The following is a 24,547-nucleotide window of genomic DNA, read 5'->3' on the forward strand; positions in this document are numbered from 1 at the left end:
TGGACCGTTAGGCGGAGAAGCCACCGGTTTTCATGTAAAGTTCTTCCTCGGGCGTGGAAACGCGCCCGAGGATTTTGTTTCTATGAGGAAAGCGACCAAAGCGCCTGATCGCATCCATATGCACCAGGGCGTAGTAGTAGCCGTTCTGATTGCCGATCTGGCGGAAGATGTCGCAGCAGGTGTTCTGCGCGTGCAGGTCCTCGCAATGCATATAGGGCATGTAGAAGAAGCCCCGTGCGACGCCGTGATAGGCTTTATCGAAACTCTTCGCACGCGCTGCATCGGCGACTTTCATCGCTTGAGCATCTGACGCAAAAGCCTCCGGTGTGCCGCGGAAGATGTTGCGTGGCAGCTGGTCAAGCAGCAGCAACAGCGCCAACGTGGTGTGCGGCGCATCTTGCCAATGATCAAGCTTGCCAGCGCGGGCGGCATCCACAAGATCGCCAAAGCGCTCCTTGAGCATGGCGTCGGTTTCATCGGATTGGCTGTACCAACCCTCCTCTCCGATCTCCCACCAGGCATCCAAAAGGTCGAGCGCGCGATCATCCATTGAAATGCTCCATCACTGATCTGGCGTTTTGCCAAAGACGGTGACACAAAACCCCATGACTGACGAGCCGGTCCTTGGTGAACAGAGTGTCTTCATGGTCGATTGCATCGGGCTGAAATGTCCGCTGCCGGTGCTGCGTGCGCGCAAGGCTCTGTTAGGCTTGAGCGTCGGCAAGGTGGTGCGGGTGGAAAGCTCTGACCCCATGGCGATCCTTGATCTGCCGCATATGGCCCGCGAAGAAGGGCATGAGGTGATTGGGCAGCAGGTGGATGGCGCTCGCGCGACGTTTTGGATCAGGCGTGGCTAGGCTCTGATGCTGCAGCTTGGTTCTGTTTCATGCAGGCTTTGAACAGATCGTTGACCCGTTTGGTTTGGTCGGTGCGGGTGATCACCACGATTTGCGTGCGATAGGGTGTGAGCCTGTCAACAATCGGCCCGGTGATCGGTCGGGCGGGATGTTGAAGTGGCCCGGCGGCGTGCACTGCCCAGGGTTCGGCGCCTTCACCAGCATCGATCCAGGCAATACCTTTCACGCGCAGAAGCTCGCCAGGTAGGTTCATACCTAGCAGGTCCATGAACATGGCAAGCACGCGGCTTTGCAGCGGCGCGTCGGTTTCAACTACAACGGAATAGGCATGTTGATGGTCATGGTTATGGTCATGATCGTGATGATGGCTGTGATGGTGCCCATGCGCGGTGTCGGCAGTCGGCTCAATGGGGCTCGCCTGCGCCAAAAGCTGTTCCAGCCAGTCCGTATCGGCGGCCAAGTGTGCGGTGGTTTCCCGCCGTGCGTGGGGGTTTCGCGCCATGAGTGCGGCCTGGAGCTCGGTCAGCATTTTCTCGTCGGCTAAGTCGCTTTTGGAGATTGCCAGAACATCGGCAACAGCAATTTGTGCTGTCGCTTCCTCTGTCTCATCCAGATGAGAAATCTCCTGCGCCGCATCGACCACCGTTACGATGCCACCCACCAGATAGCGCAGCGACAAATAGGGGTGCTTGGCAAAAGCTCCCAAGATCGGGGCAGGGTCGGCAAGACCTGTCGTTTCGATCACAAGCTGTTTGAAGGGTTTGATGCGGCCATTATCGCGGGCGCGCAGCAAGTCCTCCAATGTGGTCACCAGCGGTCCTTGCAAGGTGCAGCACAGGCAGCCGGAGGTCAGCTCCTCCACCATGAGGCCGGTTCCTTTGGCCTCACTTTCTGCTTCCAGAAACAGGCCGTCGAGCCCGGCATCGCCAAACTCATTGACGATGACCAAGGAGTTGGCCAGCGCTGGTGTTGCCAGGAGCTGATTGAGAAACGTGGTTTTTCCGGCGCCTAGGAAGCCCGATAGCACGAGCACCGGCATGCGGTCGGGGCGTTTAAGGTCCATGGCCACGTGTGCTTAGTTGGGGCGCGGCTGTGGCGATGGCACGGGGATCGGGACAGCACGGCCAACGGTGCCTAGGATTGACCCTGGATTGCTGGTTGTTGTGTTGGCTGCAGGCGCGCTTGCCGGTGCCGCCAATTGCACTGCCGGGCCACTGGCCGCAGGGGCGATCTGCCCAGGCAGCGCTGCCGACGTTGCCGCTGCGGGTGCGGTGACAGGGACCAAGGCAAGTTGACCTGACGGGGGACGGGAGATCGGGTTTGGCACCAGCCAACGTCCAGTTGGCGCAACGGCTGGTCCGGTCGCGCCACCCAATGCCAAGCGGACCGGCTGAGGTTCGCGGATTACTGGTCCCAGCAAGGTGTCGAGAACATCGATCTCATCGGCGCCGTCGTTTTCACCGCTGGCGGCACCGGCGTTGGGCAGCACCACGGAGCTGGAGTCGCCGCTGAAGGCATTGGCGGTTGCTGTTGGGTTGAAGCCCGGGCCTGCGGTGCCGAACTGGCCTGCAATTTCTTCATATGTCGGGCGCACACGCGGGCTTTGGCAAACGATAGGGCGCATACGGGTTGCCGTGGTTTGAACGGCGCCGCGTGGGCCGAAATCGGCAAGTGCTGTCCCTGCGGCATCGCCAAACAGGCCGCCGCCGCGACGAAAACCTTCATCCAGGTGATGGGCCGCTGCCGCGGCGCGCTCCAGGCCAGAACGAGCGCCCAGGGTGACGGTGATCAGTGTGCGCCCACCGCGGCGCGCGCCTGCCACCAGATTGAACCCGCTGTCGCAGATGTAGCCGGTCTTGAAGCCAAACGCGCCACGATAGCGCTGTAAGAGAAGATTGTGGTTCACCCAGCGGGCATCGCCCAAACGCACAGCGCCCATGGAGTAAAAATCATTGTGCTGCGGATAGTCGCGCATCAAGGCCATGGTCAGCAGTGCCAGATCATAGGCGGTGGTCACCTGGCCACGGTCGGGCAGGCCATGCGGGTTGGTAAAGGTGGAGCGGCTCATACCCAGCGCACGCGCTGTGCTGTTCATCCGGTCGATAAAGGCGGGTTCCGATCCGGCCACGCTTTCAGCCAGCGCTACGGCAATATCATTGGCGCTTTTGACCATCAGCACACGCAGCGCGTTTTCCACCGTCAGCACCTGACCGACAGCCAGACCAGCTTTCGAGGGTGGCTGTGCGGCGGCATTGGCGGAGATCGTCACCGGCGATTGCATGGTCACGCGCCCTTCGCGCACCGCCTGGAACACCACATAGGCGGTCATCAGCTTGGTGGTGGAGGCTGGATACCAGGCATCGAATGCACGGTTGGATGAGAGCACGCGCATTGATCCCACATCAATGGTGATGTTGGGCCCATCGTAGTGACCGAGGCCGGAGGATGTTTGTGCGTGTGCCAAGCCGGTTTGCAGCAGAGCAAACACCAAAAGGGCGGAGGCAAGCAGCGGAAGGCGGATGGATGACACGGGGTTCAGCCCATTCTAGCGATCAGTGTGACACAGACATGCGTGTATGCTTGGTGCCGATTTGTGAGCATTTGCGCGACTCACACCAGCTCTCATCTTCGTTTCTAACCGATGTGGCGCAAGGATGGCAAAACCACATTTCGGTGTGGGTTTTTCGCGTTGCGTTTGCCTGGCTAGCGGCGCGCTGCTCAACAGTTAGGCTTTACCTTTGAACACAGCCCGTACTAGAAAATACGGATAAGCGTTGGCGCCTTGAAAAAAATCGGGTCAGAACCGATTGGCAGAACAATCAACGTGAAGTCGAGGGAGAACTTTATGACCAATTCCACCAAACCAACCCGTCGTTCGGTGCTGGGTGCAGGCGCGCTTGCCGCTGCGCTGACACTGGGCGTTGTTGGCGCACCGGCCACCACCCAAGCTCAGGATGCACAGGATTATTTGCTGGCGACAGCTTCCACTGGCGGCACCTACTATCCGGTGGGTGTTGCACTTTCCACCTTGATCAAGGTGCGTTTGCAACCTTCGATGGGCATCAACGTTTCGGCGATCAACTCCGCAGGATCGGGTGAGAACATTGCGCTGCTGCGCGACAATGAAGCTCAGTTTGCCATCGTTCAGGGTCTGTTTGGTGCTTACGCTGCCACTGGTACCGGGCCGCTGGCCGATGCGGGCCCGCAGGAGAGCCTGCGCTCAATCACCATGCTTTGGCCGAATGTCGAGCACTTCGTGATCCGCAGTGAGCACGTCGATACCGGAACGGTTTCTGACATTGAAGCGCTGGCTGGTGAATCCATGTCCATGGGCCGTCAGAACTCCGGTACCATCGGATCCAACCGCACCATTCTTTCCGGTCTTGGCATTGATATGGATGATTCCTACGAGCTGGTCTTTGCGGGCTATGGCCCGTCGGCGGATGCGCTGCAGAACGGTCAAATTGTTGGCATGTCAACGCCGGCTGGTGCGCCGGTTGGTGCGGTGTCCCGCGCCTTTGCTGCGATGGGTGACGATATTGCTCTGCTCAATTTCACCGATGAACAGATGGCTGCGGCCAACGGCGATTTCGATGAGCTTTGGACCCGCTACACCATTGCAGCTGGCACCTATCCGGGTGTTGATGAAGATGTGCAGACCATCGCTCAGCCAAACTTCCTGATGGTGCGTGATGATCTGCCGGAAGAGACGATCTACGAGATCACCAAAACGATCTATGAGAACCTCGCCTTCCTCCAGGGCATTCACCCAGCCACCAATGCGATGAGCTTGGACGCTGCGATTGCCGGTCTTCCACTGCCACTGCACCCTGGTGCGATCCGCTACTATGAAGAAGCGGGCGTGGACATTCCGGACCGCTTGCGCCCGGTGATGTAAAGCCTAACGACGATGCGATGGCCGGATGTGATCTGGCCTTCCTTCCTCCTAGGACGCCTTATCTCAGATCGACGACAATATGAGCTGGATGGCCGGGTGAAGCCCGGCCATGACGCTTCGTGGAAGGATGCAAGATGTCTGATGCGCCCGCTGACAAACCGAGCATCCAGATAGAAGACGACCATATGGAAGACGAAACCCGGTCGCTCGACGCTGGGTTGATCGGCCTGGTGTTCTCCGGCCTGGCGCTGGCGGTGTCGATCTTCCACCTCTACGCCAATTTCATCGGCACCATGTCGACCTTCTGGCTAACCGGCATCCACTTTGCTGGGTTCGCCATGCTGGCGTCCATGCGCTACCCGATGATCCGAACGCGCAGTGTCGGCGCGCGCCGTGCGGTGCTTGCCTTCGATATGGCGTTCGGCATCGTGGTTTCGGTGGCCACGTTGCTTTTGATCGCCTCGGAAAACGCCATCTATGCGCGCGGCGTGTCGCTGGCCCCGCAAGAATGGCTCTATGCGATCATCGTCATCATCGGTGCGATTGAGCTGACCCGCCGCGCCACCGGCGTGATCATCCCGATCCTGATCATCTTGGCGCTGACCTATCCCGCTTTCTGGGGTCAGCATTTGGACAATGTGTTCCGCTTTGGCGGGCTGTCGGTGGAGACCATCGTGTTCCGCACGATCTTCACCGATGAGGGCATGTTCGGAACGATTGCCAACATCTCCGCGACATTTGTGTTCCTCTTCATTCTGTTTGGGGCGTTTCTGGTGCGATCCGGCGCCGGTGAATTCATCATCGATTTGGCGCGCGCTGTGGCTGGCAAGTTTATCGGTGGGCCAGGCTATGTGGCCGTCTTTTCCTCCGGCCTTACGGGAACAATCTCCGGTTCTGCCGTGGCCAACACCGTGTCCACGGGCGTCATCACCATTCCGCTCATGAAACGCTCGGGCTTTCCACCGCGTTTTGCTGCTGGGGTGGAGGCGGCCAGTTCGACGGGTGGACAGCTGATGCCGCCGATCATGGGCGCCGGGGCCTTCGTGATGGCGAGCTACACACAGATCCCCTATCTCGACATCGTCGCGGTGAGCTTCCTGCCCGCGATGGTCTATTTCCTCTCTGTTGGTTTCTTCGTCCGCATTGAAGCCAAGAAGCTGAACATGCAGGTGGCCGCTGATGATGCGCCTTCAGCCATGGACGTGCTGAAACGGGGTGGTCCATCATTCCTGATCCCGGTGATCACGTTGATCAGCTTGTTAATCTACGGCTTCACACCGGTGTTCGCGGCGATTTGGGCAATCCTCTCGGTGATCGTCGCCAGTTGGCTGACCCCGAACAAGATGGGCCCCAAAGCGATCATCGAAGCGCTGATCTTGGGCGCCAAAAACATGATCATGACAGGCGTCTTGCTGGTTGCTGTCGGCGCCATGGTGAACGTGATCGCCATGACCGGCATCGGCAACACGTTCAGTCTGATGATCGCCGATTGGGCCGGTGGCAATTTGATGATCGCCATCGCGCTCATCGCGCTTGCCTCCCTGGTGCTGGGCATGGGTCTGCCGGTGACGGCGGCCTACATCGTGTTGGCCACGCTTTCCGCGCCGGCCCTGCACGCCCTGATCCAAAACGCGCATCTGGTTTCCGCTCTGGTGGATGGCACGATCCCCGAAGTAGCACGCATGTCGTTCATGCTGGCCGATCCGTCGATCTTGCCGGCCCTGGCCGAACCCATGGCTCGCGAAGACGCCATTGCCCTGGTGCGAGCCATGCCCCAGGAGTTGTTGACCGTGGTGTATCAGCAAGTGCTTGATCCAGTGCTGATCACCACGGCGCTGCTTTCGGCGCACATGATCATCTTCTGGCTCTCTCAAGATTCCAACGTCACACCGCCGGTTTGCCTGACAGCCTTTGCCGCGGCGGCGATCGCCAAAACGCGACCCATGGCCACCGGCGTGATGAGCTGGAAGCTCGCTAAGGGCATTTATTTGATGCCGGTGCTCTTTGCGTACACCAACTTTTTGGGTGGCGACTTGATGGAGTCGCTGTTCATCTTCATGGCCGCGACTCTCGGCGTCTACGCGCTCGGTGCCTCCATTGAAGGGCACATGGAGTATCCGCTGAATTGGCCGTTGCGCATCCTGACAGCCGTTTCAGGTGTTGCCCTGATGTGGCCGAACACGCCGCTTCTTGAAACCGCTGGCGCGTTGGTCGTGCTCGGGATTCTGGCCTGGAGCATCAAGAAAGACAGGGAACGGCAGGCCGCGTAAATATAGTCTTCGAATAGACTTTTTTGAATATACTGATTTGACACACTATATTTTCAACTATGAGTACGAGTTTTCGGCCGCATGAAGCAACAGAAGACAACTATGTATTGCGCATAGTTGCTGCGTTCATTTTCTCATCGGTGATGTTGATTTTTGTGTTCCAAACCCAGCACAGCGGTTTGAAATACATCCTGCTTACCACCTTAGGGGTTGAGGTGAAATCGACAGTTCTGTCTGTCAACGACATCGGAGAATTCTCGACGGAAGACATCGTCGACATGGGCATGTCGATCGCTCGAGACTTTACGGATAATATCGACGATGTCACAGTTAGCTATGTAGACTATCGTGATGTCCGAATCGTCAATTCGTTTCTTGTTCCAAGCAGTCAAAACACTCTCCAAGAAGGCGCAGAAGTGACTGTTGTATATTCGAGGCTAAGATCTGACATATTCCTTCCGGCCCGGTCTGTTTCGTCCTACCGCATCGATGCCTGGATATTTTCGATTGCGTTAGGGCTAGTCCTCTTTTGTGCAGCAAGCGTGGTCTTCACGGTATTTCGGTGGAAGGCGTTCAGAGCCCGTGTAAGACGGCACGGCCCACGACGATAACGGTTGGACACTCCAAGATTGGATGCCTGTGACAAACACAGGTATAGTGCAGCGAACACCATTTGGAGACACCAATGCCCGTGAACAACCGCCTTGCTGCTCGCGCCGATGCTATCAAAGAGTGGCGGCGTCATCTGCATCAGAACCCAGAAATTATGTACGAGGTGCAGGAGACAGCGGCCTTTGTGGCTGAGAAGCTGCGTGCGTTCGGCTGCGATGAGGTGGTTGAAGGTCTGGGGAAAACCGGTGTTGTTGGCATCATCAAAGGCACAAAGGGCGACGGGCCAACCGTGGGCCTTCGCTCCGATATGGACGCACTGCCGATTGAAGAAGAAACTGGTGTGCCTCACGCGTCCACCAAGCCGGGCATGATGCATGCCTGTGGTCATGATGGGCACACGGCAATGCTGCTTGGTGCTGCCGAACATCTTTGCGAAACACGTGGCTTTGCCGGATCCGTGGCGGTGATCTTCCAGCCTGCTGAGGAAGGTGGTGCTGGTGCGAAAGCCATGATGGATGACGGACTTTTCGAACGCTTCGGCATCGAAGAGGTCTATGGCATGCATAACTATCCGGGCATTCCGGTGGGCGAGTTTGCCATGCGCGCCGGGCCAACGATGGCGGCGACGGATATTTTTGAGATTGTTGTGACCGGCGTTGGTGGCCATGCCGCCCGCCCTCATACTGGCATTGATCCGGTGGTGACCTCCGCGCAGATCATCACCATGCTGCAGACAATCGCCTCACGGAACGCTGATCCGCTGGAGAGCATTGTTGTCTCGGTCACCACCATTCATGCTGGCGACGCAGACAATGTGATCCCCGAGCGTGTGAAGCTGACCGGTACGGTGCGTACGCTGATCCCGGAGATGCGGGACCTTGCCGAGAGGCGCATTGGCGAGATTGTGGAAAGCGTGTCTGCGGCGATGGGCTGCACGGCGGTTCTCGACTATGAGCGCAACTATCCGGTGGTCGTGAACCATGAGCGCGAAACAGCGTTCGCCGCCACCATTGCTTCAAAAGTTGTCGGTGCCGACAAGGTCGACACTGCGATGGCGCCAGTGATGGGAGGCGAGGATTTCGCCTTCATGCTGGAAGGGCGTCCTGGTGCGTTCATCTTCACCGGCAATGGTGAGGACTCCGCCAACCTGCATTCGCCACACTATGATTTCAACGACGACATCATCCCGTTGGGCGCCAGCTACTGGGTGGAGCTGGTGGAAACCCGGTTGGCTGGATAGTCAAAAAAGCCCCGGACAGCGCAAGCTGAGCCGGGGCCCTGGTGAGCAATGCGCTGTCTTAAAAGCTAAATCCGCGCGTCACGCCAAACATCACTGAGAACTGATTGGCGCTGCCTGGCCCATCAACGATCGGGCTATCGGCGGCATCCCCAATCAGTCGCTCATAGCCAAGGCTGGTGTTGGCGGCCCAGTTTTCGTTGATCGCGTAGATCGCGTTGACATTGGCGCCGATGCTCTTGAAGCCGCCCTCAGCATTGTAGACGCCATAGGCGCTGTTGGCGGCTTGGGTGGCGTTGATGCCAAAGTAAGACTGCATGTAATCATCGTCAGCCCAACTGGCCGTGATGCCCGGCACCAGCGTGATCTGCTGCGTCACCGGCACAAAAGTGCTCAGACCAAAATCAGCCACCGCGCCGTCATGGCCGTCAGCTATGTCTTGGCCGAACGATGCCGTCGCGAGGGCCGGTCCAAGGCGCAGATTGACAAAAGCGCCTGGCAGGATGCTGGAATCCACATCGCCAAGACCTGCCAGCGCCGCGTTGTTGTCTTGGTCACGCCCGAAATCAAACGCAACGCGCGGACCAAAGCCAACGCTCCATGCCCCGCCAGCGCTGTTGTACTCTGCCAGATTGTAGCTAAGCGCGAACGGGGTGAAGTTGAAGCCGAGCACATTGCTCGCGGTGATAACGGGCAGGACCATCACCTCATACTCATCAGAGCCTTGATAGTCAGGGCTGAAACCTGCGCCAAGGCCAAGGCGCACTTCCCCAGGCTGGCCGTTTTGGCCGAAAAAGTGCCAACCTTGTTGAACCCGCTCAAGCGATGCTTGCGCCAGAGCGGGAGTCGCTACGAGGCTGGCAAGAGCTGTGGCTACACAAAGCTTTGCGGCTAAAGTCTTGGTCATTGGGGGACTCTCCAAGGGGTGATTGCATCGATGCGCCAACCATCAGCGTCGCGACGAAGCGGTCTGTTTCGCTGGTCGTTGGGCGCATCATTCTCTGTCCTCTTGCGTAGCCGACAGGTCGTGAGTTCACCGTTAATGTTTGGTCATCTTTTCTGATCAGATGCTAACGATCTGATGCATTGGTGATATGAGAAGCGCCACAGTCTCTTTCTTTAACATATTGAATTAAATGACTTTTCATTCATGCTTTGAGCAACCGGACTTGCGTTTCTCAGGCACTCCTGCCAGAGCGAGATCTGTGCGCAATGGTCAACACTTGGTAAACGATGCAAGCCCTCGCCGGTATTGAAAGTCTTCTGCCAGACGGCTTGTCGCTTGGCTTCGCCGCTCTTCTCGTTGTCACCGCTTTTTTTACCGCCGCTCTGACTGCTGCGTTTGGTATCGGTGGCGGTGTGGCCTTGCTTGCGGTGATGGCGTCCGTTGTGCCGGTGGCGGTGCTGATCCCGGTGCATGGTGTTGTTCAACTGGGTGCCAATGCTGGCCGTGCGCTGGTCCAACTGCGCCAAGTCGTCTGGCCAATGCTTGGCATCTTCACGGTTGGCGCGCTCATCGGTGCGCTGATCGGAGGGCAGCTGGTGGTGACCCTGCCGGAGACGCTTCTCAAAACCTTTGTCGGCCTATTTGTGCTCTTCACGCTCTGGGCCCCGAAGGTGAAGGGCGCCAAGGGCGGCCCGTTCGGGCTGGTGGTTGGCGGGGTGTTTGCCACCATTCTCACCATGTTTGTTGGTGCCACTGGGCCGTTTGTTGCCGCTCTTCTTGCGCCTCGTCTGGATGATCGCAAACAGTATGCGGGCACACATGCCGCTGCGATGGTGATGCAGCACGGATTGAAGGTGGTGGTGTTCGGCTTTCTGGGGTTTGCTTTCGGTGCCTGGGTGCCGGTTATGGTGGCCATGGTCGCGGCCGGTTTTTTGGGTACTTTGCTTGGCACCAAACTGCTGCACGCCTTGCCGGAAAAAGCGTTTCGCGCTGCCTTCAAAGGGGTCCTGACACTGCTCGCGGTCCAGCTGATTGCCTCGGCCGCGTGGGTTTGGCTCAGCTAATGTGTTGGGCCCATGGAAAATGGCAGAAGCCTGCCAGGGAACAGGCTTCTGCCGTAGTGGCCGATCCGTGAAGCGTGGGGCAAACGAGGGCGGATCGGCGCGTATGGCGTTCAACCGCGCGTGGCGCGGTAACGCACATTCTCTTGTTTTGTTGTGTCGGTGACAGCGACAAGCTTGTCGCCTGATCGTGTATTGCCTTGCAGAAGCGTGCTTTCGTTCGCCGAGGCCACCAAACCTGTGCTCTGATCCGCCGCGACGACTTTGATCTCTGTCTTGGAGATTTCAAACAATCCGCTTGCCAAAATAGGGCTCGCCAAGGTGACGATTGGTAAGGCGGCAGCGAACACAACGCTCAATGTGGCTTTGCGGTAGGTCATCATAAACCTCATGCGCGCCTTGCAAGCCAAGATCACCTGGTGGGGAGGGAGGAGGCCCCACCAGGTGTCTGTGGTCTTGGTTTAGTTGAGGACGCGAACACCCTTCAGTGTGTTGTCCTGGCCGATGTCGATGCGAACTTTGTCGCCGGCAGCAGCGCGTGCTGGGAAGGCAAAGTACTCAACTGACTGGTCAAGCGTGTGACCGGTCGACAGGTTGATCGTTCCGGCGGCGCGATCAACGGAGACAATGCTGGCATCGAAGTCATAAAGGCCGTCGCGGTCTGAGTTGCCAGCCAAAGCTGGTGTTGCGGCAGCGCCGAAAGCAACGGCCAGAGCAGCAGTGGTGAGAGCGAATTTTTTCATGTTACTTAGTCCTTTTTCTTGAAAAGATCTTGGTCTTTTCTTTTGCGTTGTTGAAGAGACGCTGTGTCTCGTTCGATGAGTTGAAGATATTCCGATCTGGAAAATTCACAAGCGGGGTGGCTGTCACATGGCGTCACGCGGACGTGAGGTGGCTGCGACCGGTCGGTGAAGGGCGCGTGAAGTGGCTCGTAAAAGCGTTGCCAAAGCCCCGCATTTGCCGTCTCAGACCACTGACGGGTTCACACGAGATCCGTGATCAGTGGGCTGAGGGGCGCAATTTCACGTTCCGCATTTTTGTGATGTGACGTCTTTTTTTGCCTGCCTGACGGGACCGGGATGTCTCACTGACCCTCTTTGATCGCGAGCGCGTGAGCGGTTTGGTGCACTGGGTGCGCTTTTGGTGCGATTTCCGCCATCGTGAACCTTTTGGTTGACCGACTCTTTATATTTCGATATTTCTAGTTTTATCGAAATAAAAGGGTTGTCATGGACATCTCACTCGCAACCGATGGATTCTCTGCGATGGGCTCACCGTCGCGCTTTGCGGTTCTCCAGGTTTTGGTGAAAGCAGGGCAGGACGGTTTGCCGACGGGTGTGATTGGCGAGCGCACGGGCATCCCGGCGTCGACGCTTGCACACCACATCAAATTTCTGGCCACCGCTGATCTTGTCCAGCAGGAGCGGCAGGGGCGCATGATCGTGTGTCGGGCCAACTTCGATCATCTGGAAGCTTTGGCCGGCTACATTCTCAAAGAGTGTTGTGCCGATCAGTTGCAGAAAGAAGAAGCGGCATGAGCGATACCACGCTTGCTCCTCCCTCAGCACGTCAGGCGTTTCAGGCTCGTCTGTGGCGTTGGCTGAAAACACCCTGGACGGTCACCGCGCTTGCACTCCTCGCTGTGGCGGTACGCGATCCTGGGCAATGGGTTGCGGTGGCAGATTTTGCTACTGGCGCGTTTCTGCGCACGCTGCCCTACATTCTGTTTGCTGTGCTGTTGCTTGCCTATCTGCGGGCCACCGGTGCCGAGCGGCTGGTGGGTGCGGCCTTTAGAGGTCGGGAGTACCGGATGATCCTTCTGGCGGCCTTGGTGGGTGGGCTCGCGCCTTTCTGTTCGTGCCAGGTCATTCCCTTCATCGCCGGTCTGTTGGCGCTTGGTGCGCCACTTTCAGCCGTCATGGCTTTCTGGCTTGCTTCGCCGCTGGTCGATCCGGGCAACACTCTGATCACAGCGGCAGCGCTCGGCTGGAACTTTGCCGTTGCCAAGGCCGTTGCGGCTGTCGGGCTTGGGCTTGCAGGCGGCATGGTTGTTGCTGGGCTTAGCCGTGCCGGTTTGTTTGCCTATGTGCTCAAAGTTCAACCGAAAAAGAGTTGTTGCAGCAAGGCTGATCCGCTGGATGGTAAGCCGCAGTGGCGATTTTGGCAGGAGTTTGAGCGCCGAGCCGAGTTTTCTGAAACGTTTTGGCAGATGGCACTGTTTCTCGCGCAGTGGCTTATCCTGGCCTATGTGCTTGAAGCGATCCTGGTCTTTTATGTGCCTGCTGAGCTGGTTGCCGGTCTTGTGGGTGGCGAAGGGCTGATGCCGATCATCGTGTCCGCCCTGGTTGGCATGCCAGCCTATCTCAACTCCTACGTGGCGCCGCCCATGCTGGCCGGTCTCATCGAGCAGGGCATGAGCCAAGGCGCAGCCATGGCCTTCCTTATCGCTGGTGCCGTCAGTTCCATCCCGGCGATGGCCGCCGTCTGGTCGTTGGTGAAGCCTCGGGTGTTTGCGGTCTATCTCGGTCTTGGCGTTGGCGGCGCTATCATCAGCGGGTTCATCTTCCAACTGGTGACTGGAGGGGTTTGAGCGATGCCGATCATCACCGTTGAGGTTGATACATCAGAGGCTGGCAGCCGCCCTTTGATAGCACCGATCAGCATGCCGTCGCCGCATCACACACTGCTTCATATGGCCACCGACGATGTGCCCATGCATTTCACCCAAGAGGCGCAAACCGGGCAAAGCGTGATTGTGGTTCCACCGGTCGGTTTAGGCGCACGCTCCAGCATCACCTTCCGTTATCAGCTATCCGATTGTGGGACGACTTATCCCGAAGCGATGTTTCTGCCGCGCGATAGCAGGTTCACACGCGCTGCCAGTGCGCTGATCGATAACGCTCATCAGGTGGTCGCGGGCGAACGGGCGGTACGCGGCAAAGTGGACGCGCTGGTTGCGCACACGGCCAAGGCTTTCACCTATGGCCATCCGGATGCGCGCTACTATGAGGGTTGCGATGAGGTGCCGATGCTTGGCTGCGGTGTCACCGAAGGGTCATGCGTTGATATCAATATCTACCTCATTGCCGCCTTGCGCAGTGTTGGCGTTGAAGCGGGCTATGTCGCTGGCTACTTTTTTCCTGAAGAAAAGAACGGCACCTGTAACGACATGCATTGCTGGGTGGTGATACGTGACGGTGGCGAGGTGCTGGAGTGGGATATTGCGCATCATTTGAAGATGGGAACGCGTGATATCCGCCCTGGCCTCAATCCCAAACCTGGCGAGCGTTATGCCGTCAGCCATTCCATGGGCTGGAACATCCCGGCGCTTGGTGTGCGCGATGCGAAGCTGCTCTGCGAACCGATGTGGGTGGAGGCTGATGGATCGCTAAGCTATGCGGAGCTTTCCATTCACCTACACCGCGACCGCGCTCAGGCGGCTTGAAGGCCGCCGGTTTCAGTCAGATAGCTGACGATTTCATCGACGCCCTGGCCCGACTTCAGGTCCGTGAAGACGAAGGGTCGTCCTGCGCGGGCTTTGTCCGCGTCCGCTTGCATGGTGTCGAGGTTCGCCCCGACATAAGGGGCGAGGTCCGCCTTGTTGATGATCAGCATGTCCGAGCGGGTGATGGCCGGGCCACCTTTGCGCGGGATGTCCTCGCCCTGGCAGACCGAAATCACATAGAGCGAGAGATCAGCAAGGTCCGGTGAGAAGGTGGCGGCCAGATTGTCGCCGCCCGACTCAATCAACACCACATCCAGATCGGGATGACGTTCGGTGAGCCGCTCAATGGCACGCAGGTTGATGGATGCATCCTCGCGGATGGCCGTGTGTGGGCAGCCGCCGGTTTCCACGCCCATGATCCTGTCAGATGTCAGCGCCTGCATACGCACCAGCGCGTCGGCATCTTCCTTGGTGTAGATATCGTTGGTGACCACGCCGACTGAGTGCGTGTCACGCAGTGCCTTACACAGCGCCGCCGTCAGGGTGGTCTTGCCGGAACCGACGGGTCCGCCGATGCCGATGCGCAACGGGCCGTGAGCTGGTTTGGTCATGAAAGAAAGAGCCTCGGTTCAAGTGTTTCGTGACGCGCGCTGACCATGTCGGCCAGGAAGGCTGACCCGCCAAGATCATTCAGTGTCGAGGTTTCAGCCCTTGCTGCGGTTGCCAAGACCATGGGTTCTAAAGCGGCCAACAAACGCGCGGCGCCAGTTTGCCCAATCAAGGAAAGCCGAATAGCCGCTTGCAGCTGATTGGAGATTAGCGTTTGCAACGAAGCTGTCAGCGTATCGATCAAGGGAATGCTTGCTGATTGGCAGACAGCGCCAAGTGCGACGGGAAGTGGCGTCTCGCGCGGCAGATCTGCACTGCCCCAAGCATTTGCAGCATCGAGAAAGGCTGCACCCTGATCGAGCGTTTCGCGGTGCCGCTCGGCAGTAGGGGCGAGCGATGTGGCAAGAGCGCTGAGTGACTCAACATCATCTTCCTGCCTATGAGTGGCGGCGATCAGAACCGCCTCGTTCCAAAAACTGCCATGGGTGAGCAAGGTCTCCAGCCAGCTTTGCAGACTTGCTTCATCGCTCACCAAATCATCGGCGACGGCCTGCTCCAAACCAGCTGAATAGGCAAAGCCACCGGTGGGGAAGACCGGCGAGAGCCACGCCATCAAACGGACAAGATGTGTGGTGCTCGCGCTCACGGTAGGTTTTCAAGCTGCGCTTGAATCTCGCCAGTGGCCTGGTTCAGCGTCACGCGCAGCGTTTTTGGCAAGATGTCGCCGAACTTTTCATCGTAAGCGCTTGCCTGCATGGCAAAGATCAATCCAATGGCCGGATCATAGTCGGAGATCATGGCTTCCAGGGTGAGGCCTGCAAATCCAAGATTGCCGTCGGCTGAGACAACGCGGCATTGTCGCCCGCCAAGCTCGCCATAGGGCGGTGAGAGGATCACCAAATGCAGGGCGGCTGCGCCTGGCTCGATTGTGTCGCTGACGGCCAGACGTACATTGCCATTGGCAAAGGTGCGGGTGTTTTGTGGAGCATCCCATGGCTCAACGAGTGCATGGGCGGATGCGCGCCAATCGCAATTTCCGACCGACTGCGCCAAGGCGGGTGACAGCCCAGCCAGCATCAGTGCGGCACCAAGAGCACCGGCGAAGAAAGTGGTAGCCGTTTTAGTCATGATGGTGGTCTCCATGGTGACCGGTGTGATCATGATGGTGGTTATGGTGCGCACCACCATAGGCGCCTCCCTCGGGATCGAAGGGTGCGTCGATCTCGCTGACCGTCGCGCCAAGACCTTCTAGCATGGTTTTGATCACATGGTCGGCGCGGATGCGGATGCGGGTTTCGGTGATATCGGCGGCCAAGTGGCGGTTGCCGATCTGCCAGGCCAGCGTGAGCAGATGGCGCGCATCGCGGCCTGTCACTTCGTAAAGCGCTTCGGGGTGCGCACGGACCTCAACCACTCGTCCGTCAGAGAGCTTCAGCCCTTCGCCATGCTTCAAAAGACGTGCTTCGGGTAGGTCGAGCAGAAAGCCGATACCGCCATCGGACGTCATCTTCATGCGGCGGCGATGGCGGTCGGTTTCATCCAGCGTGATGGTGTCGGCCGGATGGTGGGTGTGATCAAGAACAGATGAGCAGGTGAGCAAAGACATAGAACGATGACCGGTGGTGGACGCTTGGCGTACCGTCACCCAATCATCATCCCGTGTCTATCCGTTGGTCGCCTGAGTTTTAGGCAATCAAGGCTCTAGGCTGCTTGGGCCTTGGCAGCGTTCTTGAAGGCTTCTTCAAACACGCCGACCCAACCCCTGTTGTAGCCTTCGCGCATGCTGTCGGCCCGCTCGCCAAGCGCTTCCCAACCGGTGTGGGTCAGTTCCACCTGTGTGCCTTGGCCTGATGGAGCGAACCGCACATCGACAAGCGTTGCGTCGCTTTCCGGTGCATTGATGTGCCAGGCCAATTGCAGGTGCTGGCCGGGCTGGAACACTTTGACCGTTCCCCAATTGTGGATGGTGCCGTCATGGCCGATCTCCGTCAGTGTACCGCCCTCTTTGAGCTCCAACTTCACGGCTTTGGCCGTTTCGCCTTCCATCGCAGAGACGGAGTTCACACCGAGTGGCCACCACGTGGTGATGTCGCGGGTGAAAATGGAGAAGGCCACATCCGGCGTGCAAGGTACCTCGATGGTTTTCACGATGGGGGCAGTCATGGGTTTGGCTCCTTATCTGATGGACTTATCTGGTTTTGAACTTCGGCCGCAAAGGCGCCCAGCACATCGCCCCAGACGCGGTCGAGATAGGCGCGCAGCGGTGCAAGCCCTTGTGGATCGACCGCATAGAGGCGGCTGGTGCCCTTCGGCGTGGCTGTTACCAAGCCTGCGTCAGCAAGCACTTTGAGATGTTGGGAAACCGCGGGCCGCGAAATCGGGCGACCGCTGGCAATGGTGCTGACCGTTTTGGGCCCAGAACGCAGCGCTTCAAAGATATCGCGGCGGGTGTCATCGGCCAGCGCAGCGAACACCTGAGACGGGGGCAGGGCAGATTGATCAGTTGCGAGATTTGTTTCGTAAGTCATAACTTACGGTAAGTAGATACTTACGAAGAGTCAATGCTCTTTTCGCTATCAGCCTCGCTGCGGTTCTATCGTGCTGGTGAAGTGGTTTTTCTTTTCCATCGCCTTCGCGATGGATAGCGCCCGTCCCGCCCCAATGGGCGGGCGCTACGCACTGTCGTGCTCTGGGCCTGAGGCCCAACCGCGCCGCGCCCTCGGGCCGTGCGCTTTAGTTAAAACGGTATGTCGTCGTCGATATCATCCGACCTGTTTGGCTGCGGGAGTTGTCGACGAGGTGGCTCTAACTTCTTGCGCTCCTCAGGGCTTGGAAGAGATTGCTGCTGTTCCCTCTCTTTGGCTTCATCTACCACGCCAAAAAACAATGCTACCCATCTCCACCAAGGAGCCGCCACTTCTTGTTCTGTGCTCTTGCTCAAGGATCCGAGTTTTTGAATACTGTCTGCCACTCTGTCAAAGCGTGTCCTATCCCGATCAATCTCTAATCCAAGCTCCGCGAGTTTCTTGAATACCGCATCTTTCTTATCACCAGAGATGTCGGAAGCCGCGACGGCCTCTCGTATTTGACTGATGTAAAAGTGTATTCGCTCTTTTTGCGGCCCATCCAACGCCACACTGTATCGACGATTACGCCGACCCCCTCGAATGCGAATCTGGATTACAAGGTTTTCAACATCTCGCTTCAGCCTGGTATAGTATTGCCAAAGATCGCGTTCATCATTGGGCACTTCGTAAGCGGCAAGCTCATGGATTTCGCAAGCGGTAGCTGCGGCTATTACCTGATTTATGTATTCTAACTGATACTCACGTATTTCACCGCCTTGTTCGGACCTCTCAATTCTATCCTGTGCCATTTGACGATAATGGCTTTCAAGCTTGGCGAATGCTAACTGTGGATTATCTGGGAGGTCGTCGTAAATATCGTCCAATTTTACTGTCCCTCAAAACATGAAATACCTTTGTGCCATAGGTAGCACATCTGCGGGCTCGCAGGTGAGCAGTTCGCCGTCGGCGCGCACTTCATAGGTTTCTGGGTCCACTTCCACATCCGGTGTGGCGCTGTTGTGTACCATGCTCGCTTTGCTGATGCCGCCGCGGGTGTTCTCGCAGGCGACCATGCCTTTTTCCACGCCCAGCGACTCTTGCAGGCCAGCATCCAGCGCGGCCTCGGAAACGAATGTCACGGAGCTATTCGTGATCGCCTTGCCGAACGCGCCGAACATGGGGCGCATATGCACCGGCTGGGGCGTTGGGATGGACGCATTCGGGTCGCCCATCGGCGCCGCGGCGATGCTGCCGCCGACCAGCACCATGTCGGGTTTCACGCCAAAGAAGGCTGTGTTCCAGAGCACCAGATCTGCGCGCTTGCCCACCTCAATGGAGCCGATCTCTTTGGAAAGCCCATGCGCGATGGCGGGATTGATCGTGTACTTGGCGATGTAGCGGCGCACGCGCACATTATCGTTGTCGCCGGTCTCATCGGGCAGCGCGCCACGCTGGCGCTTCATCTTGTCAGCGGTCTGCCAGGTGCGGATGAGCACCTCACCCACCCGGCCCATGGCCTGGGAGTCCGAGGCGATGATCGAGAACGCGCCCATATCGTGGAGGATATCTTCCGCCGCAATTGTCTCTTTGCGGATGCGCGACTCGGCAAACGCGATGTCTTCGGGGATACGGCTGTCGAGGTGATGGCAGACCATGAGCATATCGAGATGCTCGGCCACCGTGTTCACCGTGTAGGGCCGGGTCGGGTTGGTGGAGGACGGCAAGATGTTGTCCAGCCCGCAGACCTTGATGATATCCGGTGCGTGGCCGCCCCCTGCGCCCTCGGTGTGGAAGGCGTGGATGGTGCGGCCATCGATGGCGTCGATGGTGGACTCCACAAAGCCGGACTCGTTGAGCGTATCGGTGTGGATCATCACCTGCACATCGTATTCATCGGCGACCGATAGGCAGCAATCGATGGCACCGGGTGTGGTGCCCCAATCCTCATGCAGCTTCATCGCGCAGGCGCCGCCCAGCACCATTTCTTCCAGCGCGGCGGGCTGCGAGGCATTGCCCTTGCAGGAAAGGCCGATGTTCATGGGGAAAGCATCGAAGCTCTGGATCATCCGGCCAATGTGCCAAGGCCCTGGCGTGCAGGTGGTGGCCAGCGTGCCATGGGCTGGGCCCGTGCCGCCGCCCAGCATAGTCGTGAGGCCGGACATCAGCGCTTCGTCGATCTGCTGCGGGCAGATGAAATGAATGTGGGCGTCGAACCCACCAGCCGTCAGGATTTTGCCTTCGCCAGCAATCGCTTCGGTGCCCGGGCCGATGATGATATCCACGTCCGGCTGTGTGTCCGGGTTGCCCGCCTTGCCGATGGAGTGAATGCGCCCATCCTTCAGGCCGACATCGGCTTTGTAGATGCCGGTGTGATCGACGATCAGCGCGTTGGTGATCACCGTGTCCACCGCGCCGCCTGCTCGGGTCACCTGGCTCTGACCCATGCCGTCGCGGATCACCTTGCCGCCGCCGAACTTCACCTCTTCGCCATAGGTGGTGAGATCGCGTTCGACCTCGATGAAAAGCTCTGTGTCGGCTAGGCGCACCTTGTCGCCAGTGGTCGGGCCGTACATGCCGGCATAGTCGGCGCGGGAAAGGGTGGCGGGCATATCAGGCCTCCTGCAACTGGTTCAGCATCTCCATGCGCGGTGCATGGCGACGGGTGTAAACGAAGCGCGCCCAGAGCGCGTAGATGGGGGTGAGCCAGGATCGCTCAGCTTCAATCTCGACAGTATCGGTTAGGCGGCACCCGGTATTGGTTTTCGTGACCTTCAAATGATGGTCCCAGCGCTTGATGCCCGGACCGCGCTCGCGGCTTTGAAAGGTCATCGCCTGATGGTCGCAGACCTCAATTTCCATGTGGTGCGGCTGCCAGGGCAGCTTGCCCAGAAGCGAAACCTCAGCGTCAATCACCATGCCCTGCTGTAGGCGACCGGTGGGCAGGTTGCGGAGCGTGGCAACGCCCTGCATGGCTTTGGCAAAGGCATCGAAATCGATGGCCAGCTGCCAGACGGCTTGTGGTGGTGCGGGATAGTCGTGCGAGAGTACGATGCGTGCCACAGTTGACCTCAGGGCTCATTCAAGAAGTCACGCAGCTGCGCGGTACGTTGTTCTGTGACGTCGGCAAGGCAACTGGATCGGATCAGCGGCTGGATTGATCCGCCCTCATAGGGTGCGGCGACGGATTCACAGTGGGCATCGCGAAACGCGATCCAGGCGCGCTGGGCTTCCAAGATCGGGTCCCAGCTGTGGCCTTCGCCACGCCTGTCACGCAGCTCTGCCCAGACGGCGTTCAGCTCGTCATCAGCGGCTTGGTAGTCTAGCCCGGCGCAATGGTTCATCTCTGATTGGGTAAGGTTGGCTGAGTCAGCACAATTGGTTTTGTCTTGAGCAAAGCTCGGTAGCGCCAAGGAGACACCGGCAGCCATCACAGCAAGAGCTAGCAGTGCCCGCATCCTCTAGCCCGTCACGCCTGGAATACGCGGGCCGCGTTTGGTGAGGCGACGGGCGTTGGCGCCGGTCTTTTTCTGCATGGGTTTTACTGCTTCGAGCATGATCGCGGCGGGGCTTTCCCCGCGCATCAGCGCCCGCGCCGCGCCCGCTGTGCCTTTGGCGAAAGCCACCTGCTTTTCGCGGATCATCAATTCATTCTCATGGCCGGAATTGTTCCAGAAACCCGCCGCGCCCATGGCACGCATGGCGATGACAGATTGGGCCTCAAACCCCATGCGCCAGAGCGCAAAGTTAAGGTCCATCACCGCGCTGGCGCTTGCTTTCTTCATAGGGTCTTGATGCCTTTGTTGGTCTTGTTCTTGGGGTCGGCCGGTTGCCAGGCCCCCAGTCTGGGTGCCTGTGAACCTCTTGCGCTTCAAAAGGGTGAGCGGGCTGATCAAAGTGCGCCCATCACATCTTTGCGGAAGCCATAGACTTCGCGCTTGCCCGACAGTGGCACCAGCGTCACGTCGCGCTCTTGGCCAGGCTCAAACCGCACCGCAGTGCCAGCAGCAATGTCGAGCCGCATGCCACGTGCCGCATCTCTGTCGAAGGCAAGTGCGGGGTTTGTCTCAAAGAAATGATAGTGCGAGCCGACCTGCACCGGGCGGTCGCCCGTGTTGGCCACTTTGAGCGTGATGGCGTCGGCACCCTGGTTGAGGGTGATGTCGCCAGGGGATGTGATCACTTCACCGGGGATCATGGTCATCGTCCTTTTTGGCTTTTGCAGCGCGCAGCCTGACAAGGGTGAGCCCGCCGATCACCGCCAGAACAGCCAAGGCGATCAGTGCTGTCCAATCGGTATGGGGATGATGGTGCGGCACGCCTGTTTCATGGGCAAAACTTATCGCCGGTAGCATCAAAGCAATGGTGGCAATAAAGAGCTGTTTCATCCGTCACGATCCTTGGTCAGCAATGGGGGTGTTGCGCGCGGGCGCGTGGTGCTGGTGGAAGAAAAGGAGTCTGCGTCGATCTCGTCGGGCGGCAGTGTGCGCCGCCACGGGCGCCCGGTGAGGATCTTGAAGCCGATCACGCTCATCACAACCACCAGCGCGATGCCAATGGCCAGCAGGTCAAAGCTTGCTAGGGGGTGAAAGGTGGAAAGGTTCATCGACTAGCGGATCGGCTCGTGCACAGTGACCAGTTTGGTGCCATCAGGAAAAGTCGCCTCCACCTGCACGTCATGGATCATTTCAGCGATGCCCTCCATCACCTGATCGCGGGTGATGACATGGGCTCCGGCCTCCATCAGATCGGCCACGGCACGGCCATCACGGGCGCCTTCGACAACGAAATCGGTGATCAGAGCGATCGCTTCGGGGTGATTGAGCTTCACGCCGCGCTCAAGCCGTTTGCGCGCTACCATGGCGGCCATCGCGACCATCAGTTTGTCTTTTTCGCGGGGGGTGAGTTGCATGCAAACGTCCTTAAAAACTCAAAGCGACCAAATCTTGGGAACGGCCGCAGCGTGTTGACCATGGGCGGCCAGATAGTTGATCAGCGGGATAAGCGCCTGGCGCAACGTGTAGCCATCGCGCGCGGCGAGCCGCACAATCAGCTTGTTTGCATCTGCCACCGTCCAACAGGACGCTCCTCCACTACAGCTTTGTCCATCGGCCAGCAGAGCGCGCGCACCTGCCAGCTTGCCCTCGGCATGGTTGCCGACCAGCGCCAGGGTGGCAAGCGCCGTGTGACCATGAAGAGTGGCGTTCCTGTCCAAAATTTGGGCAATCTCACCTGAAAGTCTGACGTTTTCAGCGTGGATGAGGCAGTTGTTGTGGTGAATGCGCCATGTATCGTGCCAAAGGCCGGACCGCACTGTTTCGTTCATGGCGCGGCGTCCAAAGATCACCGGCTCAACCAAGAGCAGAGACGCATTGCCGTGAAGGTGCGCCTCAATGGTGCGTGACAGGCGGGCCTGATCAAAAAGAATGGTCTCTTGCGGCAGCCAGTTGAGCGTCGCACCTGTTGCAACGTCTAACCTTACGTTGACGTTGGCGGTATCTTGATCGGCCTTGTAGACTTTTTCGCAGGCTTGGGTGGTCACGGTGAGGTTCGTACCAGCGCCGGCAGCAGCCTCCCACGCCAGATTATCACCGCCAGTCACACCGCCCGCTGTGTTGATGATGACGGCCTCCAGATCGCTGCGGCCTGGATGATCGGGCACGCGGATGCGTGCCGCGCCTTGCTGATAAAGCCGGTCGATGCGTGTGCGATCACCAGAGTGCTTGACGCTGATACGCCCACACCCTTGTGTGCGCTGAAAGGTTGGCGGCGAAACCTGATGGTTCACTGAGACGCCAATTCATCGGCCCGCACACCCTGGCGTCCGGCGCGGTACCATTCGACGATCATCGCTCGTTCTTCCTCGGTGATGCCGGAGACATTTTGAGGCGGCATGGCATGGGTGTAGCCGGCCTGCATGGCGATGGTGTGGGCATGCTGTGCTACCTGCCATTCGGTTTCCAGTCGCACGCCTTTGGGTGCCCAATAGGTGTCGAACAATGTCGGTTCTTGCGCGTGGCACATGGAGCAGCGCCCGAGCACGATGGCATGCACATCTTCAAAGCCTGGCGCGGCGGCGAACTGTTCCTGACGGGGGCTCATGCTGGTTTCATCTTCCCACGGATCATGGCCGTTCCACATCGGCGCCATGGAAAGCACGGCGATCACCAGCATGGTGGCGGCTGCGGCGAACCACGGCCAGATGAGCTTCTCTTTGGTGGCGTGCATAGTGTTGAAAAAGTGACGCACAAACACGCCGACCAAGAACACCAAGGCCGCGATGATCCAATTGTATTCGCTGGCAAAAGCGAGCGGGTAATGGATCGACAGCATCAGGAACAGGACAGGCAGGGTAAGGTAGTTGTTGTGGGTGGAGCGCAGCTTGGCGATCTTGCCGTATTTGGCGTCGGGTGTGCGGCCCGCCTTCATGTCGGCGACAACGATCTTCTGGTTGGGGATGATCACCATGGCGACGTTGGCGACCATAATTGTCGCGGTGAATGCGCCCAGATGGAGCAGCGCCGCGCGCCCGGAAAACACCTGCGCATAGAAGAAGCTGAACGCCACGATGATGAGAAACAGAACCCCCATCATCACCGGTGGATTGTCGCCAAGTTTGGAGTTGCAGAGGCTGGAGTAAAGCACCCAACCAGCAACCAGTGAGACCACCGAAATGCCAATGGCCTGCCAAGTGGCAAGGTCCATCACATGGGGGTCGATGAGAAAAAGATCAGCGCCGAAATAATAGACCAGAACCAGGAGAGCGAAGCCTGAAATCCAGGTCCAGTAGGCCTCCCATTTGAACCAGACCAGGTGCTCAGGCAGGTTGGCTGGGGCCACCATGTATTTGTTGATGTGGTAGAACCCACCGCCATGCACCTGCCATTCCTCACCCGCCACGCCTTCGGGCAGGTGGGTGCCTTTGCGCAGCCCAAGATCAAGCGCGATGAAGTAGAAACTTGATCCGATCCAGGCAATGGCGGTGATGACATGCAGCCAGCGGACGACAAATTCCAGCCAGTCGCCGAGGACAAAAAGGTCAAACATT

31 protein-coding genes are annotated in these 24,547 nt (G+C 58.5%); 8 read left to right on the forward strand and 23 right to left on the reverse strand.

Annotated features, from left to right (window positions below; translation table 11 throughout):
• Positions 1-7 precede the first annotated feature (7 nt).
• A complete protein-coding gene (locus ABWH92_RS05210; RefSeq protein ID WP_375572781.1) occupies positions 8-550 on the reverse strand; it encodes a DUF924 family protein in 543 nt (180 codons plus the stop codon).
• Between the two features lie 55 nt (positions 551-605).
• Between ABWH92_RS05210 and ABWH92_RS05215 the strand changes: the two genes are divergently transcribed.
• Complete coding sequence (locus ABWH92_RS05215) at positions 606-857, forward strand: sulfurtransferase TusA family protein (RefSeq protein WP_375572783.1); 252 nt, start codon at positions 606-608, stop codon at positions 855-857.
• On the opposite strand, the gene ABWH92_RS05220 is transcribed toward ABWH92_RS05215, so the two are convergent.
• Complete coding sequence (locus tag ABWH92_RS05220; protein WP_375572785.1) at positions 844-1,920, reverse strand: CobW family GTP-binding protein; 1,077 nt, start codon at positions 1,918-1,920, stop codon at positions 844-846. The genes ABWH92_RS05215 and ABWH92_RS05220 overlap by 14 nt on opposite strands.
• Before the next feature lie 12 nt (positions 1,921-1,932).
• Positions 1,933-3,387 (reverse strand): D-alanyl-D-alanine carboxypeptidase family protein, encoded by a 1,455-nt coding sequence (locus ABWH92_RS05225; protein WP_375572787.1) that lies wholly within the window; start codon positions 3,385-3,387, stop codon positions 1,933-1,935.
• 315 nt (positions 3,388-3,702) lie between these two features.
• Between ABWH92_RS05225 and ABWH92_RS05230 the strand changes: the two genes are divergently transcribed.
• The 3 genes from ABWH92_RS05230 (at position 3,703) to ABWH92_RS05240 (ending at position 8,877) form a co-directional block, all read left to right on the forward strand.
• Entirely contained in the window at positions 3,703-4,755 is a 1,053-nt protein-coding gene (locus ABWH92_RS05230) for a TAXI family TRAP transporter solute-binding subunit (RefSeq protein WP_375572789.1), read from the forward strand.
• A gap of 134 nt (positions 4,756-4,889) precedes the next feature.
• Positions 4,890-7,025 (forward strand): TRAP transporter permease, encoded by a 2,136-nt coding sequence (locus ABWH92_RS05235; protein WP_375572791.1) that lies wholly within the window; start codon positions 4,890-4,892, stop codon positions 7,023-7,025.
• A 685-nt stretch (positions 7,026-7,710) separates the two neighbouring features.
• Positions 7,711-8,877 carry a M20 aminoacylase family protein gene (locus tag ABWH92_RS05240; RefSeq protein ID WP_375572793.1) on the forward strand — a complete coding sequence of 389 codons (1,167 nt, stop codon included), beginning with the start codon at positions 7,711-7,713 and terminating at the stop codon, positions 8,875-8,877.
• Between the two features lie 58 nt (positions 8,878-8,935).
• Here ABWH92_RS05240 and ABWH92_RS05245 read toward each other — a convergent pair whose 3' ends face one another.
• Positions 8,936-9,781: a MipA/OmpV family protein gene (locus tag ABWH92_RS05245; protein ID WP_375572795.1), complete on the reverse strand. Its 846-nt coding sequence runs from the start codon at positions 9,779-9,781 to the stop codon at positions 8,936-8,938.
• A 326-nt stretch (positions 9,782-10,107) separates the two neighbouring features.
• On the opposite strand from ABWH92_RS05245, the gene ABWH92_RS05250 reads away from it, so the two are divergent.
• The gene (locus ABWH92_RS05250) at positions 10,108-10,884 is read left to right on the forward strand and encodes a TSUP family transporter (protein ID WP_375572797.1); all 777 of its coding nucleotides are present in this window, start codon (positions 10,108-10,110) and stop codon (positions 10,882-10,884) included.
• A gap of 110 nt (positions 10,885-10,994) precedes the next feature.
• Here the strand turns inward: ABWH92_RS05250 and ABWH92_RS05255 are convergent, their stop codons facing one another.
• Both ABWH92_RS05255 and ABWH92_RS05260 read right to left on the reverse strand, forming a co-directional pair.
• On the reverse strand, positions 10,995-11,264 hold the full coding sequence (locus ABWH92_RS05255; RefSeq protein WP_375572799.1) for a hypothetical protein: 270 nt from the start codon (positions 11,262-11,264) through the stop codon (positions 10,995-10,997).
• 78 nt (positions 11,265-11,342) lie between these two features.
• A complete protein-coding gene (locus ABWH92_RS05260) occupies positions 11,343-11,624 on the reverse strand; it encodes a hypothetical protein (protein ID WP_375572801.1) in 282 nt (93 codons plus the stop codon).
• A 486-nt stretch (positions 11,625-12,110) separates the two neighbouring features.
• On the opposite strand from ABWH92_RS05260, the gene ABWH92_RS05265 reads away from it, so the two are divergent.
• Genes ABWH92_RS05265 through ABWH92_RS05275 form a run of 3 tightly spaced genes read left to right on the forward strand, consistent with a single transcriptional unit; the run spans position 12,111 to position 14,326 of the window.
• Positions 12,111-12,419 carry an ArsR/SmtB family transcription factor gene (locus tag ABWH92_RS05265; protein ID WP_375572803.1) on the forward strand — a complete coding sequence of 103 codons (309 nt, stop codon included), beginning with the start codon at positions 12,111-12,113 and terminating at the stop codon, positions 12,417-12,419.
• On the forward strand, positions 12,416-13,471 hold the full coding sequence (locus ABWH92_RS05270; protein ID WP_375572805.1) for a permease: 1,056 nt from the start codon (positions 12,416-12,418) through the stop codon (positions 13,469-13,471). Before ABWH92_RS05265 ends, ABWH92_RS05270 begins: the two co-directional genes overlap by 4 nt.
• 3 nt (positions 13,472-13,474) lie before the next feature.
• Positions 13,475-14,326, forward strand: coding sequence for a transglutaminase family protein (locus ABWH92_RS05275; RefSeq protein ID WP_375572807.1), 852 nt, complete (start codon positions 13,475-13,477; stop codon positions 14,324-14,326).
• Here the strand turns inward: ABWH92_RS05275 and ureG are convergent.
• From ureG to ABWH92_RS05360, 17 genes are all read right to left on the reverse strand, one after another.
• Positions 14,314-14,937: an urease accessory protein UreG gene (gene ureG, locus ABWH92_RS05280; protein WP_375572809.1), complete on the reverse strand. Its 624-nt coding sequence runs from the start codon at positions 14,935-14,937 to the stop codon at positions 14,314-14,316. The genes ABWH92_RS05275 and ureG overlap by 13 nt on opposite strands.
• Positions 14,934-15,548 (reverse strand): urease accessory protein UreF, encoded by a 615-nt coding sequence (locus ABWH92_RS05285; protein ID WP_375574195.1) that lies wholly within the window; start codon positions 15,546-15,548, stop codon positions 14,934-14,936. The genes ureG and ABWH92_RS05285 overlap by 4 nt, the downstream gene beginning before the upstream one ends.
• A 29-nt stretch (positions 15,549-15,577) precedes the next feature.
• Positions 15,578-16,063, reverse strand: a complete 486-nt coding sequence (locus ABWH92_RS05290; protein ID WP_375572811.1) for a hypothetical protein — start codon at positions 16,061-16,063, stop codon at positions 15,578-15,580.
• On the reverse strand, positions 16,056-16,541 hold the full coding sequence (locus ABWH92_RS05295) for an urease accessory protein UreE (RefSeq protein WP_375574196.1): 486 nt from the start codon (positions 16,539-16,541) through the stop codon (positions 16,056-16,058). Before ABWH92_RS05295 ends, ABWH92_RS05290 begins: the two co-directional genes overlap by 8 nt.
• A 95-nt stretch (positions 16,542-16,636) precedes the next feature.
• Positions 16,637-17,098 (reverse strand): SRPBCC domain-containing protein, encoded by a 462-nt coding sequence (locus ABWH92_RS05300; RefSeq protein ID WP_375572813.1) that lies wholly within the window; start codon positions 17,096-17,098, stop codon positions 16,637-16,639.
• Positions 17,095-17,463 carry an ArsR/SmtB family transcription factor gene (locus ABWH92_RS05305; RefSeq protein ID WP_375572815.1) on the reverse strand — a complete coding sequence of 123 codons (369 nt, stop codon included), beginning with the start codon at positions 17,461-17,463 and terminating at the stop codon, positions 17,095-17,097. The genes ABWH92_RS05300 and ABWH92_RS05305 overlap by 4 nt, the downstream gene beginning before the upstream one ends.
• 209 nt (positions 17,464-17,672) lie before the next feature.
• Entirely contained in the window at positions 17,673-18,386 is a 714-nt protein-coding gene (locus ABWH92_RS05310; RefSeq protein ID WP_375572817.1) for a hypothetical protein, read from the reverse strand.
• A 12-nt stretch (positions 18,387-18,398) separates the two neighbouring features.
• A complete protein-coding gene (ureC, locus tag ABWH92_RS05315) occupies positions 18,399-20,111 on the reverse strand; it encodes an urease subunit alpha (RefSeq protein ID WP_375572819.1) in 1,713 nt (570 codons plus the stop codon).
• Between the two features lies 1 nt (position 20,112).
• Complete coding sequence (locus ABWH92_RS05320) at positions 20,113-20,562, reverse strand: SRPBCC family protein (protein ID WP_375572821.1); 450 nt, start codon at positions 20,560-20,562, stop codon at positions 20,113-20,115.
• Positions 20,563-20,570: 8 nt separating this feature from the next.
• Entirely contained in the window at positions 20,571-20,957 is a 387-nt protein-coding gene (locus ABWH92_RS05325; protein ID WP_375572823.1) for a lysozyme inhibitor LprI family protein, read from the reverse strand.
• A 3-nt stretch (positions 20,958-20,960) separates the two neighbouring features.
• Entirely contained in the window at positions 20,961-21,284 is a 324-nt protein-coding gene (locus ABWH92_RS05330) for a hypothetical protein (RefSeq protein WP_375572825.1), read from the reverse strand.
• A 107-nt stretch (positions 21,285-21,391) separates the two neighbouring features.
• Positions 21,392-21,697, reverse strand: a complete 306-nt coding sequence (locus tag ABWH92_RS05335; protein ID WP_375572827.1) for an urease subunit beta — start codon at positions 21,695-21,697, stop codon at positions 21,392-21,394.
• Positions 21,684-21,887, reverse strand: a complete 204-nt coding sequence (locus tag ABWH92_RS05340) for a hypothetical protein (protein WP_375572829.1) — start codon at positions 21,885-21,887, stop codon at positions 21,684-21,686. The genes ABWH92_RS05335 and ABWH92_RS05340 overlap by 14 nt, the downstream gene beginning before the upstream one ends.
• On the reverse strand, positions 21,884-22,105 hold the full coding sequence (locus ABWH92_RS05345) for a hypothetical protein (protein WP_375572831.1): 222 nt from the start codon (positions 22,103-22,105) through the stop codon (positions 21,884-21,886). The genes ABWH92_RS05340 and ABWH92_RS05345 overlap by 4 nt, the downstream gene beginning before the upstream one ends.
• A 3-nt stretch (positions 22,106-22,108) precedes the next feature.
• Positions 22,109-22,411, reverse strand: coding sequence for an urease subunit gamma (locus ABWH92_RS05350; protein WP_375572833.1), 303 nt, complete (start codon positions 22,409-22,411; stop codon positions 22,109-22,111).
• An 18-nt stretch (positions 22,412-22,429) separates the two neighbouring features.
• Positions 22,430-23,287 carry an urease accessory protein UreD gene (locus ABWH92_RS05355; RefSeq protein WP_375572835.1) on the reverse strand — a complete coding sequence of 286 codons (858 nt, stop codon included), beginning with the start codon at positions 23,285-23,287 and terminating at the stop codon, positions 22,430-22,432.
• Entirely contained in the window at positions 23,284-24,546 is a 1,263-nt protein-coding gene (locus tag ABWH92_RS05360; RefSeq protein WP_375572837.1) for a urate hydroxylase PuuD, read from the reverse strand. The genes ABWH92_RS05355 and ABWH92_RS05360 overlap by 4 nt, the downstream gene beginning before the upstream one ends.
• Position 24,547 lies beyond the last annotated feature (1 nt).

It is taken from the genome of Ahrensia marina, assembly GCF_042140245.1.
Lineage (GTDB): Bacteria > Pseudomonadota > Alphaproteobacteria > Rhizobiales > MH13 > MH13.

Excerpts from the sequence above, each read along its gene's own strand:
- ABWH92_RS05300 (WP_375572813.1), bottom strand. The coding sequence starts at position 17,098 with ATGACTGCCCCCATCGTGAAAACCATCGAGGTACCTTGCACGCCGGAT.
- ABWH92_RS05360 (WP_375572837.1), bottom strand. The coding sequence starts at position 24,546 with ATGTTTGACCTTTTTGTCCTCGGCGACTGGCTGGAATTTGTCGTCCGC.
- ABWH92_RS05210 (WP_375572781.1), bottom strand. The coding sequence starts at position 550 with ATGGATGATCGCGCGCTCGACCTTTTGGATGCCTGGTGGGAGATCGGA.
- ABWH92_RS05285 (WP_375574195.1), bottom strand. The coding sequence starts at position 15,548 with ATGGCGTGGCTCTCGCCGGTCTTCCCCACCGGTGGCTTTGCCTATTCA.
- ABWH92_RS05340 (WP_375572829.1), bottom strand. The coding sequence starts at position 21,887 with ATGAAACAGCTCTTTATTGCCACCATTGCTTTGATGCTACCGGCGATA.
- ABWH92_RS05250 (WP_375572797.1), top strand. The coding sequence starts at position 10,108 with ATGCAAGCCCTCGCCGGTATTGAAAGTCTTCTGCCAGACGGCTTGTCG.
- ABWH92_RS05260 (WP_375572801.1), bottom strand. The coding sequence starts at position 11,624 with ATGAAAAAATTCGCTCTCACCACTGCTGCTCTGGCCGTTGCTTTCGGC.
- ABWH92_RS05230 (WP_375572789.1), top strand. The coding sequence starts at position 3,703 with ATGACCAATTCCACCAAACCAACCCGTCGTTCGGTGCTGGGTGCAGGC.
- ABWH92_RS05270 (WP_375572805.1), top strand. The coding sequence starts at position 12,416 with ATGAGCGATACCACGCTTGCTCCTCCCTCAGCACGTCAGGCGTTTCAG.
- ureC (WP_375572819.1), bottom strand. The coding sequence starts at position 20,111 with ATGCCCGCCACCCTTTCCCGCGCCGACTATGCCGGCATGTACGGCCCG.
- ABWH92_RS05335 (WP_375572827.1), bottom strand. The coding sequence starts at position 21,697 with ATGATCCCCGGTGAAGTGATCACATCCCCTGGCGACATCACCCTCAAC.
- ABWH92_RS05220 (WP_375572785.1), bottom strand. The coding sequence starts at position 1,920 with ATGGACCTTAAACGCCCCGACCGCATGCCGGTGCTCGTGCTATCGGGC.
- ABWH92_RS05350 (WP_375572833.1), bottom strand. The coding sequence starts at position 22,411 with ATGCAACTCACCCCCCGCGAAAAAGACAAACTGATGGTCGCGATGGCC.
- ABWH92_RS05215 (WP_375572783.1), top strand. The coding sequence starts at position 606 with ATGACTGACGAGCCGGTCCTTGGTGAACAGAGTGTCTTCATGGTCGAT.
- ABWH92_RS05255 (WP_375572799.1), bottom strand. The coding sequence starts at position 11,264 with ATGATGACCTACCGCAAAGCCACATTGAGCGTTGTGTTCGCTGCCGCC.
- ABWH92_RS05265 (WP_375572803.1), top strand. The coding sequence starts at position 12,111 with ATGGACATCTCACTCGCAACCGATGGATTCTCTGCGATGGGCTCACCG.
- ABWH92_RS05345 (WP_375572831.1), bottom strand. The coding sequence starts at position 22,105 with ATGAACCTTTCCACCTTTCACCCCCTAGCAAGCTTTGACCTGCTGGCC.
- ABWH92_RS05295 (WP_375574196.1), bottom strand. The coding sequence starts at position 16,541 with ATGTCTTTGCTCACCTGCTCATCTGTTCTTGATCACACCCACCATCCG.
- ABWH92_RS05235 (WP_375572791.1), top strand. The coding sequence starts at position 4,890 with ATGTCTGATGCGCCCGCTGACAAACCGAGCATCCAGATAGAAGACGAC.
- ABWH92_RS05330 (WP_375572825.1), bottom strand. The coding sequence starts at position 21,284 with ATGAAGAAAGCAAGCGCCAGCGCGGTGATGGACCTTAACTTTGCGCTC.
- ABWH92_RS05275 (WP_375572807.1), top strand. The coding sequence starts at position 13,475 with ATGCCGATCATCACCGTTGAGGTTGATACATCAGAGGCTGGCAGCCGC.
- ABWH92_RS05245 (WP_375572795.1), bottom strand. The coding sequence starts at position 9,781 with ATGACCAAGACTTTAGCCGCAAAGCTTTGTGTAGCCACAGCTCTTGCC.
- ureG (WP_375572809.1), bottom strand. The coding sequence starts at position 14,937 with ATGACCAAACCAGCTCACGGCCCGTTGCGCATCGGCATCGGCGGACCC.
- ABWH92_RS05290 (WP_375572811.1), bottom strand. The coding sequence starts at position 16,063 with ATGACTAAAACGGCTACCACTTTCTTCGCCGGTGCTCTTGGTGCCGCA.
- ABWH92_RS05305 (WP_375572815.1), bottom strand. The coding sequence starts at position 17,463 with ATGACTTACGAAACAAATCTCGCAACTGATCAATCTGCCCTGCCCCCG.
- ABWH92_RS05240 (WP_375572793.1), top strand. The coding sequence starts at position 7,711 with ATGCCCGTGAACAACCGCCTTGCTGCTCGCGCCGATGCTATCAAAGAG.
- ABWH92_RS05325 (WP_375572823.1), bottom strand. The coding sequence starts at position 20,957 with ATGCGGGCACTGCTAGCTCTTGCTGTGATGGCTGCCGGTGTCTCCTTG.